Genomic DNA, 16,371 nt, shown 5'->3' with positions numbered 1-16,371 from the left:
TCCCACGCCCCTGTGCTTTTATGATTATTTCCAGCAAACCAGACAGTAATTCTTCTTGCCGCGACGCAGTAAGGTATAAAGACCAAACAGACGATCACTGTCGGTGAAGATGTACTCCGGGTCAGACTGTTTTTCACCGTTAATGGTGATGGCGTTCGAGGCGATGGTTTTACGTGCCTGACCGCGGGACGGCTGCAGCTCAGAATCCACCAGGGCCTGCATCAGATCGGCGCCTTTGTCCATCTCAACCATCGGCACACCATCCTGCGCCAGCTGTTCGAAGTCTTCTTCGCTCAGATCGCTTAAGGTGCCGTTAAACAGGCTGGCAGTGATACGCTTCGCCGCTGCCAGGCCCTCTTCACCGTGAACCAGCTTCGTCACTTCATCTGCCAGCACGTACTGGGCGCGTGGGGCTTTGCCGCTGTTCTTGTCTTCTTCTTCCAGGGCATTGATCGCGTCGATGTCCATAAAGGTGAAGAACTTCAGGAAGCGATAGACGTCAGCATCCGCGGTGTTGATCCAGAACTGGTAGAACTTGTACGGGCTGGTTTTCTTCGGATCGAGCCATACCGCGCCGCCTTCAGTTTTACCGAATTTGGTGCCGTCTGCTTTGGTGATCAGCGGAACGGTGAGACCAAAGACCTGATTCTGGTGCAGACGACGGGTCAGATCGATACCGGAGGTGATGTTACCCCACTGGTCAGAGCCGCCAATCTGCAGGGCAACGCCGTGCAGCTCGTTCAGGCAGGCGAAGTCATAACCCTGCAGCAGGTTGTAGGAGAACTCGGTAAAGGAGATGCCCTGATCGTCACGGTTCAGACGCTGCTTCACCGCTTCTTTGTTGATCATCTGGTTAACGGAGAAGTGCTTGCCGATATCACGCAGGAAGGTCAGCACGTTCATGCCGCCAAACCAGTCGTAGTTGTTCGCGGCAATCGCTGAGTTCTCACCACAGTCGAAGTCGAGGAATGGGGCAACCTGTTTGCGGATTTTTGCCACCCACTCCTGCACGGTGTCTGCCGTATTCAGTTTACGCTCAGCGGCTTTGAAGCTCGGGTCGCCAATCAGACCCGTTGCGCCGCCGACCAGTGCCACAGGCTTATGGCCTGCCAGCTGGAAGCGTTTCAGGCATAACAAAGGAACCAGATGCCCCAAATGCAAGCTGTCAGCGGTAGGATCGAAGCCGCAATAGAGCGCGATCGGGCCTTGCGCCAGTCGCTCTGCTAACGCTTCCTCGTCCGTCACCTGGGCTACCAGCCCCCGCTCTTGCAATTGTTTAATCAAGTTACTGCTTGCCATCAAATTCTCCATGTATAAAACGACTGCACCTTTGCCGGTACACGACTTTTCGCCAGACGCGAAAGGTACATAGAATAAAGCGCTGACACTCGTTGTACCAGCGCTTAAGAGAACAAATTTCGGGGATTAAGGTGCCAGTCGATCGATTTTCCAGGCATCGTTATCGCGCTGGTATAAAAAGCGGTCGTGGAGTCGATGTTCACCGCCCTGCCAGAACTCCATCTGCTGGACCTGGACGCGGAAACCGCCCCAGAAGCTCGGCAGCGGCACTTCGCCCTGCTGGAATTTCTGTTTCAGCTCGAGGAACTTGCTTTCCAGCACGCCGCGGGCAGAGATGCGGCTGGACTGTTTAGAGACCCAGGCGCCAATCTGGCTGTCGCGCGGTCGGCTGTGGAAATACTTCACCACCTCAAGCGTGGAGAGACGCTCAACGGTGCCAGTGACCATCACCTGGCGCTCCAGCATATGCCACGGGAAGAGCAGACTGATACGCGGGTTGTGTTCGAGGTGCTGCGCTTTGCGGCTGCCGAGGTTGGTGTAAAACACCAGTCCTTTATCGTCGTAATGCTTGAGCAGGACAATGCGCTGGTAGGGTTGACCCTTTTCATCGACGGTGGCGACCACCATGGCGGTCGGATCGGCCAGTTTTGCTTCACAGGCCTGTTTCAGCCAGTGTTCAAACAGCACCAGCGGCTCGGCGGGGAGATCCTGGCGACGCAGGCCGCCTTTGGTGTATTCGCGCCGGAGGTGCGCGATTTTCTGCAATTCATCGTTATCTGACATGGCGTTAGCTGACGTTGACAATGGGTGACGCTATTGTGCGCCGCCCCCTGCAAAATCTCAACGCTTCGGATTTTCGATCTGACAATTGTTCAGCACAATGCGATCGCGCTTGTAAACCGTCGCACTGTCACCTTTCGACCAGAAGACATACACGCCGTCGCTGTAACGGGTACCGGAGGCCGACATCCCCTGCTTCAGCGTCAGCAGCTTATTGTCATAGACGAAGCTGACTTCCTGGCGCGGATTATTGAGCTTAACGGTGAGCGGTTTTTCTTCACACTGATAGGCCAGGGTGTCGGTTTGCATGCGCTCGACGAACTGGTTGTAGACGCTACAGCTCGCCAGCAGGAAGGGGGTAAAAGCAAGAAGCAGTTTTTTCATGGGTAAATTCCGAAGACTTTTTGGTCCCGGAGAGCGCGAACGCCCTCCCGTTTTTTTCGGTATTTTTACCCACGGCGTGCTTAAGCGAAATTCGGTTAACTCTGATTTTGCCGCGGATTCGCTGGAAAAACAGCACCTAAGACGCTGGCTTCACGGGCACCGGTCACTGAGGGTAAGTTTCCCGGCAGGCCCGCCACCGTGCGCCACGCCAGCCAGGCGAAGGCCAGCGCTTCCATATCGTCACCGCTGATCCCCGCCTTGTCGGTGGTGGTCACTTCCGTACCCGGCAGCAGACCGGCGAGGCGCGTCATCACCAGTGGGTTACGACCGCCGCCGCCGCACACCAGCAGACGCTCGCAGCCACCGCTGAGCAACACCTGTTCCGACACCGAAACGGCAGTGAGCTCCGCCAGCGTGGCCTGCACGTCCTCAGGAGCCAGGCCCGGGAAGTTCGCCAGCTGACGTTCGAGCCAGCCGTAGTTGAAGTATTCGCGGCCGGTGCTTTTCGGCGCCGGTGCGGCAAAATAGGGATCGCACAGCATGCTTTGCAGCAGCGGGATAATGACCTTGCCACTGCAGGCCCACTGGGCATCTTTATCGTAGGGTTTGCCCGCCTGACGCCAGATCCAGGCGTCCATCAGCATATTGCCCGGCCCGGTGTCGAAACCGCGCACCGGCTGGCCGGGGATCAATAAGGAGAGATTGGCGATGCCGCCGATGTTCAGCACCATGCGGCGCTCCGTCGGATGCGCCAGCAGCGCATGGTGGAACGCGGGAACCAGCGGTGCGCCCTGCCCGCCAAGCGCGATGTCGCGGCGGCGGAAATCCCCTACCACCGTGACGCCGGTTTTGGCGACGATCTGGTTGTTATCGCCAATCTGCAGGGTATGCGGGGCCTCGCCGCCCGGCTCATGCCAGACCGTTTGCCCGTGACAGCCGATCGCCACGACATCCTGAGGGCGCAGGTTCTCCTGATCCATCAACGCCTGCACGGCATCACCGAACAGGCGTCCCAGCTGCGTATCCAGCTGCCCCAGCTGCGACAGCGTCAGCTGTTGGCCCTGACAGATATTCAGGATCGCTTGTTTCATGTGCTGAGGAATAGGCCAGCTGAGGCTTGCCTGCTGCGCCACCATATTCTCATCTATTGCCGCAAGAACGACATCCACACCATCCAGACTGGTTCCTGACATTACGCCAATGTAGCGACCCGATTTCATCCGTTTTCCTTTATCCGTATGGGCTGATGACTCACTCCACCATAAACCGATTATCAATGCTACGGCGGACTAATACTTTTTAACAATAGCTGGCGCCGGGCATCATTCCAGGAATTATCCGCATCGCCCGCAGGGTGATATCGTCGCTTGTATAGCTATGGTTGATTGAGTTTCGAGTATCATTCTGATTGTGTTTGAGCAAAGATAGGATTTATGGCTATTGATGCCATATAATTTAGCCATAACGGATGCTCAAAGAGCGTTTTTGGTGAACAGGAGATTCAAATGATTTTACGTGTACTGGCCGTTTCGTTGGTTGGATTTACTCTGGCTGGCTGTGTGAATGACAGTTCCCTTTCCGGGGATGTGTACAGTGCCTCTGAGGCGAAACAGGTTCAGAATGTCACTTATGGCACCATCGTGAACACGCGCCCGGTACAGATTCAGGGCGGTGACGAGAACAACGTGATCGGCGCACTGGGTGGTGCGGTACTGGGTGGTTTCCTCGGTAACACCGTCGGTGGCGGCACAGGCCGTTCTCTGGCAACCGCTGCGGGTGCCGTAGCCGGTGGTGTTGCAGGTCAGGGCGTCCAGGGTGCGATGAACAAATCCCAGGGCGTTGAGCTGGAGATCCGCAAGGACGACGGTAGCACCATTATGGTGGTCCAGAAGCAGGGCAACACCCGATTCGCGGCAGGTCAACGCGTAGTCCTGGCCAGCAACGGCAGCCAGGTTACCGTTTCTCCGCGTTAATAACGTTATGGACGTGGTCTCCTGACCACGTCCGTTCTCTTCTAGTAGCACTCACGTGAATATATTCACTTAATACATTCACCGCACTTATATTTAATACTTCCATCTCTTGTTCCTGCGCAAAGTATTACACCTGCGCATATGAGACTATTCGCAAATCCTTCGATATTTTTAATTTTAAAGTTATATATGCTTGCGATAAATCATTATATTAAGAACAAGTATGTTCAGTTCTTTGTGGGCTGTTTTATTGTCATCGGGATCTTACATTCTCTGTTTAATGAACTGGTGGAAAAGATCCCCTCGTTTTCACCGCTTTTGTTTCCCATGCTCACCATCTTTTTACTGGTGTTCCACCTTTTCATTGCCAGTTTTATGGCGATGAAATACTGGTGTGACAGGATGCGGTTATATCTGATGGCCTTTTCATTCGCCTTCGCCGGTTCGGCTCTGCTGATGGTGGGCACACTCTCCAGCTACCCGGCCTGGCTGGATCTATATCAGTTTGACGTCGTTAACTACAACGACGCCATGATCTACTTTACGTTCCGCCATCTGCTGATGGCCGTGCTGTTTATCGTCTCGGCCGTGCTTTTCGCTCTCCGCAACCGTTCGCTGTCACGCACTTTCCATGTGGCAGTCATTTCCGGGATGTTTATTTTCACGGCTCTGATATTGATCCTGGCCTGGCTCTATTCCAGCAACTCGCCTTTATTAACATTAGACCTGGTTGACAATGAAACCCGGCAATATATGTTGCTGTGGAAAAAGCCAACGAACATCACGCTTATTGCGCTCTGGGTTATTTCATTAGCAACTCTGATGAGTATTACGCGGGTGCGTAACCTGTTCTGGATTGGCGGTAACTTCTTATGTATCTGTTATATCGCCACGCTTGCGATGCTGTTTTTAGGTGGGCACGCGGAAGATCTCTCCTGGTATCGCGCCCGGTTATTTGAAGCCGTCGCCACGCTGCTGATTATTTTCGTTCTGCTGTATGACGTCTTTAATCTTTATCGCGAGTCGCATCTGAAGTATCAGCAGTCTTATCAGAACTCCATTCGCGATCCGCTGACGCGGCTTTATAATCGCAGCTATTTTTATGACACCCTCAATCATGCCCTGCGCACGGTAAAACCGACGGAGCCGGTCTCGGTTATCGTCAGCGATCTCGATCGTTTTAAGCGCATCAACGACTGCTACGGGCATCTGCAGGGAGATAAGGTGTTGCAGTTTGTCGCCCAGCTGCTGATGGATTCGGTTCGGCCGCAGGACGTTGCGGCACGCATCGGCGGAGAGGAGTTTGTCCTGCTGTTAACCCATACGCCTCCCGAGGCGGCACGCCAGGTGGCAGAGCGGATCCGCTTAAAACTGAGCAGCTTTGATAAAGCCAGTACCGACGGGCAGCTTCCCGAGCCCATCACCATCAGTATGGGGGTGTTTACCGCCACGTCGAAAATCAGCGCTGAAGAGTGCGTCGGGTACGCAGACAAGGCGATGTACGAGGCGAAAGAGACCGGGCGTAACCGGGTGGTGGTGTTTGGGTAAAGAAAAAGCCTTGCATCAGCAAGGCTTTTTTAAAGGTCAGTCGCGGGACTGTAGCTCATTGATATTGTGCTCGAGCCGGGCAACCAGCGCGATCAGCAGTTCCAGTTCAGCAGGTGAGATCCCACTGAGGATTTCACTGCGCGTTTTGCTGATGACCGCCTCCATCTCTGTGATGATGGGGGTCGCTTTTTCAGTGAGTTTAATCCGCTTGGCACGACGATCGCTGGCACAGGTCTGGCGTGAAATCAGCCCCTTCTCTTCCAGTTGATCGAGCGTACGTACCAGTGAAGGCTGCTCGATGCCTATCGCTTTTGCCAGTTGGATCTGTGACTGGTCGGGCGGCAGCTGATGAATGTTATGCAGCGTGACCCAATGCGTCTGTGTCAATTCCAGAGGTTTCAGGCGATGGTCAATCAGAGCACGCCAGATGCGTACTAACCTGGCCAGATCAGAACCTAATGGCGATTCCAATTTCATCTCCTTATAATTAGCTTGCTAAGTTATTATACTGATTTTAGAATAGTGTGCAGCATTTATATTGCCAAAACAAATGCAATACTGCATTCAACCTTGACGACAGTCTGTTTTACACTTTGTTATGACGCCCCAGCGCGTTATGCGGCCGCGCTTTTTGGCCACTACCCCATTTGCAAAGGAACCGGCACGTGAATTTCACGCTTAACGCCACGGGGTTACCGCTTCAGGATCTGATAGTGGGTGCCTCGGTTTACTTTCCTCCCCTGTTTAAAGCGGTGATGCTGGGTTTTGTTCTCTGGCTTGTCACCCACCGCTTGCTGCGCGACTGGATCTATTCCGGTGAAATCTGGCATCCCATGCTGATGGATCTTTCACTGTTTGTCCTGGCAGTATGCCTGGGACTGGTTCTGTTGATTGTGTGGTGACTAACATTATGAAAACAATTAAGTATTTTTCATCATTGCTGGTTCTGGCCCTGGCGCTGATTGCCGGCTGGTGGCTCTGGAACTATTACATGCAGTCACCCTGGACCCGGGACGGAAAAGTGCGCGCCGAACAGGTCAGCGTAACGCCCCAGGTCTCCGGCACCATTACCACTCTTAAGATTAAAGATAATCAGTTTGTGCATGCGGGTGAGGTGCTGTTTCAGATTGATGAGACGCCTTACCATATTGCGGTGCTGAACGCCGAAGCCCAGCTGGCAAAAGCCCAGTCCGACCTGGCAAAAGCCAATAACGAAGCCAACCGTCGCCGCCATCTGTCGCAAAAGTATATCTCCGCAGAAGATCTGGATACCGCCAACATTAACGTCAAGGCGATGCAGGCCAGCGTGGCGGTAGCCGAAGCAACCCTCAAACAGGCCCAGTGGCAGCTGACCCAGACGGTGGTTAAAGCCCCGGTAGACGGCTGGGTGACCAATCTCTCCACCCGCGTGGGCGATTATGCCACCACCGGCTAGCCGGTGTTTGCCCTGGTCGATAGCCACTCCTTTTACGTGGTGGGCTATTTCGAAGAGACCAAGCTCCGGCATATCCGTGAGGGTGCGCCAGCGCAGATTGTCCTCTACAGCGGTTCGCAAAGGTTACAGGGTCACGTATCCAGTATCGGTCGCGCCATCTACGATCAGAGCGTGGAGACCGACTCTGGCCTGGTGCCGGACGTTAAGCCTAATATCCCGTGGGTGCGGCTGGCGCAGCGCATCCCGGTGCGCATCGCTTTTGACCAGCTGCCAGCGGACCTGAACCTGGTCTCCGGCACCACCTGCACCGTTTCCATCGGCACCGCGCCGTGAACTGGCACAACCTGCCGTGGATTAAAGCGTCCCCGGCGCAGTGGCGCTATGCCCTGCGCAACGGGATAGCGATGTGCCTGGCCCTGACCGTCGCCTACTGTCTCAACCTGGATGAACCCTACTGGGCGATGACCTCGGCGGCGGTGGTCAGCTTCCCGACCGTGGGCGGCGTAATCAGTAAAAGTCTCGGCCGCGTGGCGGGCAGCCTGCTTGGCGCAACGGCGGCGCTGATTATTGCCGGGCATACGCTCAACGATCCCTGGCTGTTTCTGTTCAGCATGGCTGCCTGGCTCGCCGTCTGTACCTGGGCCTGCGCCCATTTCACCAACAACGTCGCCTACGCCTTCCAGCTTGCCGGTTATACCGCGGCGATCATCGCCTTCCCGGTCATCGATATCCTCGACACCACCCAGCTGTGGGATATCGCCCAGGCCCGGGTGTGCGAAGTTATTATCGGTATTCTCAGCGGCGGGGTGATGATGATGATCCTCCCCAGCACCTCCGACGGCACCGCCCTGATTACCGCGCTGAAAACCATGCACAGCAGGCTTCTGGAGCACGCCAGCCTGCTGTGGCAGCCCGAGAGCAACGATGCCATTCGCCTGGCCCATGAGAAGGTGATCGCCCAGATCCTGACCATGAACCTGCTGCGCATTCAGGCCTTCTGGAGCCACTACCGTTTTCGCCGCCAGAATGCCCTGCTCAACTATCTTCTTCACCAGCAGCTGCGGATGACCAGCGCCATCTCAAGCCTGCGCCGCATGCTGTTGAACTGGCCCAACCCGCCCGCCCACACCCGTGAGGTCATCGACCAGCTGCTCGCCGCCCTTGCCCGACCAGAGTCCGACTTCTATACCGTGGCGCGGATTATCGCCCCGCTCAGGCCGGAAAATAGCGCCGATTATCGCCATCGCGCCTTCTGGCAGCGGTTGATTTACTTTAGCCGCCTCTATTTGCGCAGCAGCCGCTGGATTAAAGCTGTGGAAATGGCCACCCCGATTACCGAGTTTGCGGTGCCCCGCAGTCCGGCGCTGGCGCGCCATACCGATAATCTTGAAGCGCTGTGGAGTGGCTTTCGCACCTTCTGCGCCCTGAGTCTGGTGGGGGCCTGGACCATTGCCGCCCAGTGGGATGCCGGGGGAGCGGCTCTGACCCTGGCGGCGATCAGCAGCGTGCTCTATTCGGTGGCGGCCTCGCCGTTTAACTCGCTCACCCTGCTGCTGCGTACCCTGGTTCTGCTGTCGCTGTTCAGCTTTGTGGTTAAGTTTGGCCTGATGGTGCAGATCTCGGATCTGTGGCTGTTCCTGCTGTTTCTGTTCCCGCTCCTGACCACCATGCAGCTGCTGAAGCAGCAGATGCCCGCCATGGCCGGTCTGTGGGGTCAGCTGATTGTGTTTATGGGGTCATTTATTTCGGTGACCAACCCGCCGGTGTATGACTTTGCCGATTTCCTCAATGACGATCTGGCAAAAATTCTGGGCGTGGGGCTGACGTGGCTGGCCTTTGCGGTGCTGCGCCCGGGATCGGACGCGCGGAAAAGCCGTCGTCACATCCGGGAGCTGCGGCGGGGATTTGTCGATCAGCTCAGCCGCAGGCCGCGGCTGAGCGAGAATGGATACGAATCGCTGGTCTATCACCATGTGAACCAGCTGAACAGCAGCCAGGATGCGCTCGCGCGACGCTGGCTGCTGCGCTGGGGCGTGGTATTGCTCAACTGCAGCCACGTGGTCTGGCAGCTTCGCGACTGGGAGACACGCTCAGATCCGCTCTCCCGGGTGCGTGACGTCGCGGTATCGCTGCTGCGTGACATCATGAGCGAGCGCGGCGTCCAGCAGCGCCCCCTTGCCACCACCCTGGACGAGCTTCAGCGCATCTGTGATGCCCTGGCCCATCATCCGCAACCGGCCGGGCAGGAGCTGGCAGCCCTGATCTGGCGACTGCACTGCTCGCTATCCCAGCTGGAACAGGCGCCCGCGCCGGGCACCCTGAGCGATCAGATCACCCCGCAGGCGTAACGCGCCCCGCCACCGCCAAGCGGTTTTGGCTGATCCGACATATTATCGCCGCCGACGTGGATCATCAGTGCCTTGCCCTTCACCTCATCCAGCTTTTTGAGGCGCGGGGCGACGACCGGGTCGGTGGCTTTACCGTCGTTATTCACCACCAGCGCGGGGAGATCGCCTAAGTGGCCCATGCCCTCCGGCCCTTCATGTTTACCGGTGTTATGAGGATCGAGGTGGCCGCCTGCGGCCTCAGCGGCGGAGGGTTTGCCGTCCTTCATGGCGGGTTCGCAGGAGCCTTTGGCGTGAACGTGATAACCGTGTTCGCCCGGCGGGAGGGCTTTGAGATCCGGGGAAAACTCCAGGCCTTTATCGGTTTCGGTGATTTTCACCGTCCCGATGGACTGGCCGATCCCCTGAGAGGTGACGAGGTTCATCTTGACTTCTTCGCTGGCGGCCTGCGCACCTGCGCACACCACCAGCGTCAACACTGCCAGAGTAAATCGCTTCATATGACCTCCTTGGTTATTTTTTGCCCCTTAAGTTTATACCAGGGGCAAGGTTTTAACCGGAAAGTCAGATAAATAGAGAATTACGGCACGTCGTAACCCAGCGCGGCTTTACGGATGCGGAACCACTGCTGACGGGTCATGTTCAGCTGCTCTGCCGCCAGCGCCGAACGCACGCGCTCGATTTTGCCGGAACCGATGATCGGCAGCGGCTGGGATGGCAGGCGTAAAATCCACGCATATACCACCTGCTCGATGGTTTCGGCGTTCAGCTCCTGAGCCACCTGCGCCAGCTCATCGCGCAGCGGCTGGAAGGATTCATCGTTGAACAGACGTCCACCGCCGAGGCAGGACCAGGCCATCGGGCGGATGCGCAGCTGCTGCAGCTGATCGAGGGTGCCGTCCAGCAGCAGCGGCTGATAAACCGGCGAAATCTCAACCTGGTTGGTCGCGAGCGTAAACGGCAGACGCGACTGCAGCAGCGCGAACTGGGCCGGGGTAAAGTTAGAAACGCCAAAGTGGCGCACCTTGCCGCTCTGATGCAGGGCGAGGAAGGCTTCAGCAACCTCATCGGCATCCATCAGCGGGTCGGGACGGTGGATCAGCAGCAGGTCAAGGTAATCGGTCGCCAGATGGGTGAGAGACTGCTCGGCGCTGCGAACAATGTGGTCGCGGTCGGTAATATAGTGGCCGAGGGCATGCTCTGACTTCGCGGTGGTGGCGATCCCGCACTTGGTGACGATCTCCATCCGCTGGCGCAGCGCCGGGGAGAGCTTCATCGCCTCGCCGAAGGCCGCTTCACACTGGTAGCCGCCATAAATATCGGCGTGATCGACGGTAGTGATCCCCAGATCCAGATGCTCTTCAATAAAGCTCGCCAGCTGTTGGGCGGACATGTTCCAGTCCATCAGACGCCAGTAGCCCATCACAAAACGGGAAAACTCCGGGCCCTGCGGGGCAAGGGTAATACGCTGAACCATAGTTATTTCCTTTAAAAAAATCTGCGGAGAGTATACGCGTTTACGGGGCTAAAACAGTGAGGGCTGCTGCGGTTCTTCGGCTTCGGGGGGCTTGTTTGCGCGCAATTTGCGCAAAAGACGCTGGCGGCACAGGCGCAGGATCTCCTGTTTCTGGGCGTCGCTCATGGACTGCCAGTTAAAGCGCTCTTCCCGGCTGCGCATACAGCCGCGACAAAATCCGCGCTCGTCCGACTGGCAAATACCCCGGCACGGGCTCTGGACAGGAAAGAACTCCAGTTGTTCAGCCACACGTACCTCCCCGGACCCAAGATTTAGTAAAGTGAAGACCTTAAGCCGGGGTTACGCAAGAGGTCAACCACAGAATTGTGGCATTAAGGTTTCACTAATCTTCGCTCTTTATACTCGCCTCATCAAAATAATCCCTGGTTTTAATGATGATGCTGACCCTCAAAAAGTTACAGTGTAACGACACGAAATTTACGCTGGGCTGCGCACTGCTGTTTACCCTGTTAAACGCCCTCTTTATTCACCGCAGCTGGCAGGTGATCTCCCCGGCCCGGCTGCATGATTTTCTTTTCGCCCTTACCGTGCCGCTGGTGCTGTTCTGCGGCTGGGTTATCGTTTTCAGCATTCTGAACATCCCGTTGATCCGCAAACCGCTGCTGGTGGTGCTTACCCTCGGCTGCGCGGCGGCGACCTGGTTTATGTTTACCTACGGGGCGGTGATTGACCAGAATATGATGGTCAACGTCTTCGAGACCAACTCCCAGGAAGCGACGGCGCTGATCACGCCTCAGCTGCTGCTGTGGCTGGCCGTCGCCGGTCTGGTGCCTGCCGTCGTGCTGGCGATGATCCGCATCCGTCCAGGTAAGTGGTGGCAGACGTTGTTGATGCGCGTGGCGGCTATCCTCGCAAGCCTGGTGGTGATTATTCTGGTGGCGGCGGTCTTCTATAAAGACTACGCCTCGCTGTTTCGCAATAACAAAGGCATCGTCAAAATGGTGACGCCAGCCAACTACGTCAGCGCCATCGCCAAGTACAGCAAGGCGCGCTGGTTCGCAGGCGACCAGACCTTAATCCGTCTCGGTGAAGACGCGCGTAAAGGCCCGGTGCTGATGGCGCAGCAGAAAAAGACCGTGCTGGTGCTGGTGGTCGGTGAAGCCTCCAGGGCGGAAAACTACTCCCTTAACGGCTATGGTCGCGATACCAATCCTGAACTTGAAAAGCAGAACGTGATTAACTTCCCGCAGGCCTCCTCCTGCGGTACCGAAACCGCCGTCTCCGTGCCCTGCATGTTCTCGGGCATGCCGCGCAAAAAATACGATGCCGACCTTGCCCATCATCAGGAAGGGCTGCTGGATGTGCTGGGCCACGCCGGGGTCAACCTGCTGTGGCGGGATAACGACGGCGGGTGTAAAGGTGCCTGCAACCGCATCCCGCACACCGACATGACGCAGTGGAAGCTGGATCAGTTCTGTAAGGACAAATCCTGCATTGACGACGTTAACCTCTATCGGCTGAACGACACGCTTGATGGCCTGAAGCAGGATACGGTGCTGGTGATCCACCTGATGGGCAGCCACGGTCCGGCCTACTACGAGCGCTATCCGGAGCAGTACCGCAAATTCACCCCAACCTGCGACACAAACCAGATCCAGGACTGCGATCATCAGGCGCTAATAAACACCTATGACAACACCATTCTGTACACCGACAGCGTGCTGAGTAAAACCATCGACGCCCTGAAAGCGCGTCAGGCGACGATGAATACGGCGCTGGTCTATCTCTCGGATCACGGCGAATCGCTGGGGGAAAACGGACTCTATCTGCACGGCACGCCGTACATGCTGGCCCCGGAACAGCAGACGCACATTCCGTTTATGTTCTGGCTGTCGCAGGATTATAAAAAGAACTTTGGCGTGGACGAGCAGTGCCTGCGCGACCAGGCGGCGAAAGAGGCGGTGTCGCAGGACAACCTCTTCTCCACGGTGCTGGGGATGATGAATATCCAGACCTCGGTTTATCAGTCGCAAATGGATCTGCTTACCCACTGTCGTCGAACATAAGGCTTGCATTAGACCGATTGGTCTACTACATTGACGACATGAACAAGCATACTGAACACGATACACGCGAACATCTCCTTGCGACCGGCGAGCGTCTTTGCATGCACCGCGGGTTTACCGGGATGGGTCTGAGCGAGCTGCTGAAAACCGCCGATGTGCCGAAGGGGTCGTTTTATCACTACTTCCGCTCCAAAGAGGCGTTTGGCGTGGCCCTGCTGGAGCGCCACTATGCGGGCTACCATCAGCGTCTGGCCAGCCATTTCGCCAGCGGCAAGGGCAACTGTCGCGATCGTGTTCTGGCTTATTATCAGGAGACGCTGACCCAGTTCTGCGCGCAGGGCATTATCAGCGGCTGCCTGACGGTAAAACTTTCTGCCGAAGTGTGCGATCTCTCTGAAGATATGCGCACGGCGATGGATAAAGGGGCCACGGGTGTTATCACCCTGCTGGCGCAGGCGCTGGCGAAGGGGCGGGAAGAAAAATCCCTGACCTTCATCGGCGAACCGCTCACCCAGGCGCAGGTACTTTATTCCCTGTGGCTGGGCGCCAACCTGCAGGCCAAAATGTCCCGCAGCGCGCTGCCGCTGGAGAGCGCGCTGGATCATGTTAAGAACATCATTGCTACGCCTGGCAATTAACAGGCGTTTTTATTTATCGAATCACTAGACGACCGGTCTACTCAGGAGTCACTATGTCAGCCGAAAAATTATTTACCTCGCTCAAAGTGGGCGCGATCGAAGCACCCAACCGTGTCTTTATGGCCCCCCTCACCCGTCTGCGCAGCATTGAGCCGGGCGATATCCCGACCCCGCTGATGGGTGAATACTATCGTCAGCGCGTCAGCGCGGGCCTGATCATCTCTGAAGCCACGCAGATCTCTGCCCAGGCCAAAGGCTATGCTGGCGCACCTGGTCTGCACAGCCCGGAGCAGATCGCCGCCTGGAAGAAAATTACCGACGGCGTGCATGCCGAAGATGGCCGCATCGCGGTGCAACTGTGGCACACCGGCCGCATCTCCCACAGCAGCCTTCAGCCTGGCGGTCAGGCGCCGGTGTCTGCCTCTGCCCTGAACGCCGGTACCCGCACCTCTCTGCGTGACGAAAACGGCAATGCGACCCGTGCGGATACCACCACCCCGCGCGCACTGGAGCTGGACGAAATCCCGGGGATCGTTAACGATTTCCGCCAGGCGGTAGCCAATGCCCGCGAAGCCGGTTTCGACCTGGTTGAGCTGCACTCTGCCCACGGCTATCTGCTGCACCAGTTCCTGTCGCCGTCTTCTAACCAGCGTAACGACCAGTACGGCGGCAGCGTTGAGAACCGCGCCCGTCTGGTGCTGGAAGTGGTTGATGCCGTCTCGAAAGAGTGGAGCGCAGATCGCATCGGGATCCGCGTCTCGCCGATTGGCTCTTTCCAGAACGTGGATAACGGCCCGAACGAAGAAGCCGACGCCCTGTACCTGATCGAAGAGCTGGCCAAACGCGGCATCGCCTATCTGCACATGTCCGAGCCAGACTGGGCCGGCGGTGAACCGTATTCTGATGCCTTCCGTCAGAAAGTGCGTGACCGCTTCCCGGGCGTGATTATCGGCGCGGGCGCGTACACGCCGGAGAAAGCCGAAGATCTGATCAACAAAGGGCTGATTGATGCCGTGGCCTTTGGCCGCGCCTACATCGCCAACCCGGATCTGGTGGCCCGCCTGAAGCACAAAGCCGAGCTGAACCCGCAGCGTCCGGAGAGCTTCTACGGTGGCGGCGCAGAAGGTTATACCGATTATCCCTCTTTATAATCCCTTCATTGATAGCGGCGACAATTCGCCGCTATACTAAAACATCGTTTCTGTTCAAGATGATAAAAAGCTAAGAGGATAATATGCGCCTACTTCACACCATGCTGCGCGTTGGCGATCTGCAACGTTCCATCGAGTTTTACACCAACGTGCTGGGCATGTCCCTGCTGCGCACCAGCGAAAACCCGGAGTACAAATACTCCCTCGCCTTCGTGGGTTACGGCGAAGAGAGCGAAGAAGCGGTTATCGAACTCACCTACAACTGGGGTGTGGATAGCTACGAGCTGGGTACCGCCTACGGTCACATTGCGCTGGAAGTGGATAACGCCGCAGAAGCCTGCGAGCGCATTCGCAGCAACGGCGGCAACGTCACCCGTGAAGCGGGTCCGGTTAAGGGCGGCACCACGGTGATTGCCTTCGTTGAAGATCCGGACGGTTACAAAATCGAACTGATTGAAGCCAAAGACGCCGGTCGCGGTCTGGGCAACTGATTGTAACGGGCGCGCAATGCGCCCGTTGTTTTACTGCATCTCATTGCGAAATTTGCCATAATGCGCACTGCTTTTTTCCCCTTGTAAGAGATCCAGATGTCCGATAACGCTCAACTTACCGGTCTGTGCGACCGTTTTCGTGGTTTTTATCCTGTTGTGATAGATGTCGAAACCGCTGGATTTAATGCCAAAACCGATGCGCTGCTGGAAATTGCCGCCATCACGTTGAAAATGGATGAACAGGGCAATTTGCTGCAGGACTCCACGCTGCACTTTCACGTCGAACCTTTCGAAGGGGCGAACCTGCAGCCTGAGGCGCTGGCGTTTAATGGCATCGATCCCCATAACCCGCTGCGTGGGGCAGTGAGTGAATATGACGCGCTGCATGCCATCTTCAAAATGGTGCGCAAGGGAATGAAAGACCAGAACTGTAACCGCGCGATCATGGTGGCGCACAATGCTACCTTCGATCACAGTTTTATGATGGCTGCCGCCGAGCGCGCATCGCTCAAGCGCAACCCGTTCCATCCGTTTGTGACCTTCGATACCGCCGCCTTAAGCGGACTGGCGCTGGGGCAGACCGTCCTCTCTAAAGCCTGTATTACCGCCGGTATCGATTTTGACGGTACCCAGGCGCATTCGGCGCTTTATGACACCGAGCGCACGGCGGAGTTGTTTTGTGAAATCGTTAACCGCTGGAAACGCCTCGGCGGCTGGCCGCTGCCGGACGCCGAGAACAACGCATAAAAAAAGCGACCTCAGGGTCGCTTTTTTATTTACCGGG

General features: G+C 56.7%; 17 protein-coding genes and 1 pseudogene. 10 read left to right on the top strand and 8 right to left on the bottom strand.

Going from position 1 to position 16,371, the window contains the following annotated elements:
• Nucleotides 1–24 precede the first annotated feature (24 nt).
• The 4 genes from tyrS to anmK all read right to left on the bottom strand — a co-directional run bounded on the left by tyrS (nt 25) and on the right by anmK (nt 3,683).
• Nucleotides 25–1,299, bottom strand: coding sequence for a tyrosine--tRNA ligase (gene tyrS / locus FHN83_RS21655; protein WP_139564885.1), 1,275 nt, complete (start codon nt 1,297–1,299; stop codon nt 25–27).
• Nucleotides 1,300–1,425: 126 nt separating this feature from the next.
• Entirely contained in the window at nt 1,426–2,082 is a 657-nt protein-coding gene (gene pdxH / locus FHN83_RS21650) for a pyridoxamine 5'-phosphate oxidase (RefSeq protein ID WP_039029155.1), read from the bottom strand.
• Between the two features lie 57 nt (nt 2,083–2,139).
• Nucleotides 2,140–2,463 carry a C-type lysozyme inhibitor gene (gene mliC, locus FHN83_RS21645; RefSeq protein ID WP_039029154.1) on the bottom strand — a complete coding sequence of 108 codons (324 nt, stop codon included), beginning with the start codon at nt 2,461–2,463 and terminating at the stop codon, nt 2,140–2,142.
• 95 nt (nt 2,464–2,558) lie between these two features.
• A complete protein-coding gene (gene anmK / locus FHN83_RS21640; protein WP_139564884.1) occupies nt 2,559–3,683 on the bottom strand; it encodes an anhydro-N-acetylmuramic acid kinase in 1,125 nt (374 codons plus the stop codon).
• A 285-nt stretch (nt 3,684–3,968) separates the two neighbouring features.
• Between anmK and slyB the strand changes: the two genes are divergently transcribed.
• Together slyB and FHN83_RS21630 are read left to right on the top strand one after the other, a co-directional pair.
• Nucleotides 3,969–4,436 (top strand): outer membrane lipoprotein SlyB, encoded by a 468-nt coding sequence (slyB, locus tag FHN83_RS21635; RefSeq protein ID WP_039029152.1) that lies wholly within the window; start codon nt 3,969–3,971, stop codon nt 4,434–4,436.
• A 189-nt stretch (nt 4,437–4,625) separates the two neighbouring features.
• Entirely contained in the window at nt 4,626–5,984 is a 1,359-nt protein-coding gene (locus FHN83_RS21630) for a GGDEF domain-containing protein (RefSeq protein ID WP_039029151.1), read from the top strand.
• Between the two features lie 36 nt (nt 5,985–6,020).
• Here FHN83_RS21630 and slyA read toward each other — a convergent pair whose 3' ends face one another.
• Entirely contained in the window at nt 6,021–6,461 is a 441-nt protein-coding gene (slyA, locus tag FHN83_RS21625; RefSeq protein ID WP_139564883.1) for a transcriptional regulator SlyA, read from the bottom strand.
• A gap of 188 nt (nt 6,462–6,649) precedes the next feature.
• Here slyA and FHN83_RS21620 point away from each other — a divergent pair, with 188 nt between their 5' ends.
• From FHN83_RS21620 to FHN83_RS21610, 3 genes and pseudogenes are all read left to right on the top strand, one after another.
• Nucleotides 6,650–6,886 (top strand): DUF1656 domain-containing protein, encoded by a 237-nt coding sequence (locus tag FHN83_RS21620; RefSeq protein ID WP_039029149.1) that lies wholly within the window; start codon nt 6,650–6,652, stop codon nt 6,884–6,886.
• A gap of 8 nt (nt 6,887–6,894) precedes the next feature.
• Nucleotides 6,895–7,752, top strand: a pseudogene (locus tag FHN83_RS21615) (efflux RND transporter periplasmic adaptor subunit).
• Nucleotides 7,749–9,767: an FUSC family protein gene (locus FHN83_RS21610; protein WP_139564882.1), complete on the top strand. Its 2,019-nt coding sequence runs from the start codon at nt 7,749–7,751 to the stop codon at nt 9,765–9,767. Before FHN83_RS21615 ends, FHN83_RS21610 begins: the two are co-directional and overlap by 4 nt.
• On the opposite strand, the gene sodC is transcribed toward FHN83_RS21610, so the two are convergent.
• The 3 genes from sodC to FHN83_RS21595 form a co-directional block, all read right to left on the bottom strand.
• The gene (gene sodC, locus FHN83_RS21605) at nt 9,746–10,264 is read right to left on the bottom strand and encodes a superoxide dismutase [Cu-Zn] SodC (protein WP_139564881.1); all 519 of its coding nucleotides are present in this window, start codon (nt 10,262–10,264) and stop codon (nt 9,746–9,748) included. The two genes, FHN83_RS21610 and sodC, sit on opposite strands and share 22 nt — an antisense overlap.
• Nucleotides 10,265–10,344: 80 nt before the next feature.
• On the bottom strand, nt 10,345–11,241 hold the full coding sequence (locus tag FHN83_RS21600) for an aldo/keto reductase (protein WP_139564880.1): 897 nt from the start codon (nt 11,239–11,241) through the stop codon (nt 10,345–10,347).
• A gap of 48 nt (nt 11,242–11,289) precedes the next feature.
• Nucleotides 11,290–11,529: a DUF1289 domain-containing protein gene (locus FHN83_RS21595; RefSeq protein ID WP_103179366.1), complete on the bottom strand. Its 240-nt coding sequence runs from the start codon at nt 11,527–11,529 to the stop codon at nt 11,290–11,292.
• 149 nt (nt 11,530–11,678) lie between these two features.
• Between FHN83_RS21595 and eptA the strand changes: the two genes are divergently transcribed.
• The 5 genes from eptA (at nt 11,679) to rnt (ending at nt 16,334) form a co-directional block, all read left to right on the top strand.
• The gene (gene eptA / locus FHN83_RS21590; RefSeq protein WP_139565469.1) at nt 11,679–13,307 is read left to right on the top strand and encodes a phosphoethanolamine transferase EptA; all 1,629 of its coding nucleotides are present in this window, start codon (nt 11,679–11,681) and stop codon (nt 13,305–13,307) included.
• Between the two features lie 38 nt (nt 13,308–13,345).
• Nucleotides 13,346–13,945, top strand: a complete 600-nt coding sequence (locus FHN83_RS21585; protein ID WP_039029296.1) for a TetR/AcrR family transcriptional regulator — start codon at nt 13,346–13,348, stop codon at nt 13,943–13,945.
• A gap of 53 nt (nt 13,946–13,998) precedes the next feature.
• A complete protein-coding gene (locus FHN83_RS21580) occupies nt 13,999–15,096 on the top strand; it encodes an alkene reductase (RefSeq protein ID WP_139564879.1) in 1,098 nt (365 codons plus the stop codon).
• 83 nt (nt 15,097–15,179) lie between these two features.
• Nucleotides 15,180–15,587 (top strand): lactoylglutathione lyase, encoded by a 408-nt coding sequence (gene gloA, locus FHN83_RS21575; RefSeq protein ID WP_138368830.1) that lies wholly within the window; start codon nt 15,180–15,182, stop codon nt 15,585–15,587.
• A 96-nt stretch (nt 15,588–15,683) separates the two neighbouring features.
• Nucleotides 15,684–16,334, top strand: a complete 651-nt coding sequence (gene rnt / locus FHN83_RS21570; protein WP_138368829.1) for a ribonuclease T — start codon at nt 15,684–15,686, stop codon at nt 16,332–16,334.
• Nucleotides 16,335–16,371: the final 37 nt, after the last annotated feature.

Source organism: Leclercia adecarboxylata (assembly GCF_006171285.1).
GTDB classification, from domain to species: Bacteria; Pseudomonadota; Gammaproteobacteria; order Enterobacterales; family Enterobacteriaceae; genus Enterobacter; species Enterobacter barmai.
Note: the sequence above shows the minus strand (reverse complement) of the source record. Positions and strands in the feature narration are given on the sequence as shown.

Coding starts and splice junctions, on each gene's coding strand:
- tyrS (WP_139564885.1), bottom strand. CDS start 1,299: ATGGCAAGCAGTAACTTGATTAAACAATTGCAAGAGCGGGGGCTGGTA.
- pdxH (WP_039029155.1), bottom strand. CDS start 2,082: ATGTCAGATAACGATGAATTGCAGAAAATCGCGCACCTCCGGCGCGAA.
- mliC (WP_039029154.1), bottom strand. CDS start 2,463: ATGAAAAAACTGCTTCTTGCTTTTACCCCCTTCCTGCTGGCGAGCTGT.
- anmK (WP_139564884.1), bottom strand. CDS start 3,683: ATGAAATCGGGTCGCTACATTGGCGTAATGTCAGGAACCAGTCTGGAT.
- slyB (WP_039029152.1), top strand. CDS start 3,969: ATGATTTTACGTGTACTGGCCGTTTCGTTGGTTGGATTTACTCTGGCT.
- FHN83_RS21630 (WP_039029151.1), top strand. CDS start 4,626: ATGCTTGCGATAAATCATTATATTAAGAACAAGTATGTTCAGTTCTTT.
- slyA (WP_139564883.1), bottom strand. CDS start 6,461: ATGAAATTGGAATCGCCATTAGGTTCTGATCTGGCCAGGTTAGTACGC.
- sodC (WP_139564881.1), bottom strand. CDS start 10,264: ATGAAGCGATTTACTCTGGCAGTGTTGACGCTGGTGGTGTGCGCAGGT.
- FHN83_RS21600 (WP_139564880.1), bottom strand. CDS start 11,241: ATGGTTCAGCGTATTACCCTTGCCCCGCAGGGCCCGGAGTTTTCCCGT.
- eptA (WP_139565469.1), top strand. CDS start 11,679: ATGCTGACCCTCAAAAAGTTACAGTGTAACGACACGAAATTTACGCTG.
- FHN83_RS21585 (WP_039029296.1), top strand. CDS start 13,346: ATGAACAAGCATACTGAACACGATACACGCGAACATCTCCTTGCGACC.
- FHN83_RS21580 (WP_139564879.1), top strand. CDS start 13,999: ATGTCAGCCGAAAAATTATTTACCTCGCTCAAAGTGGGCGCGATCGAA.
- gloA (WP_138368830.1), top strand. CDS start 15,180: ATGCGCCTACTTCACACCATGCTGCGCGTTGGCGATCTGCAACGTTCC.
- rnt (WP_138368829.1), top strand. CDS start 15,684: ATGTCCGATAACGCTCAACTTACCGGTCTGTGCGACCGTTTTCGTGGT.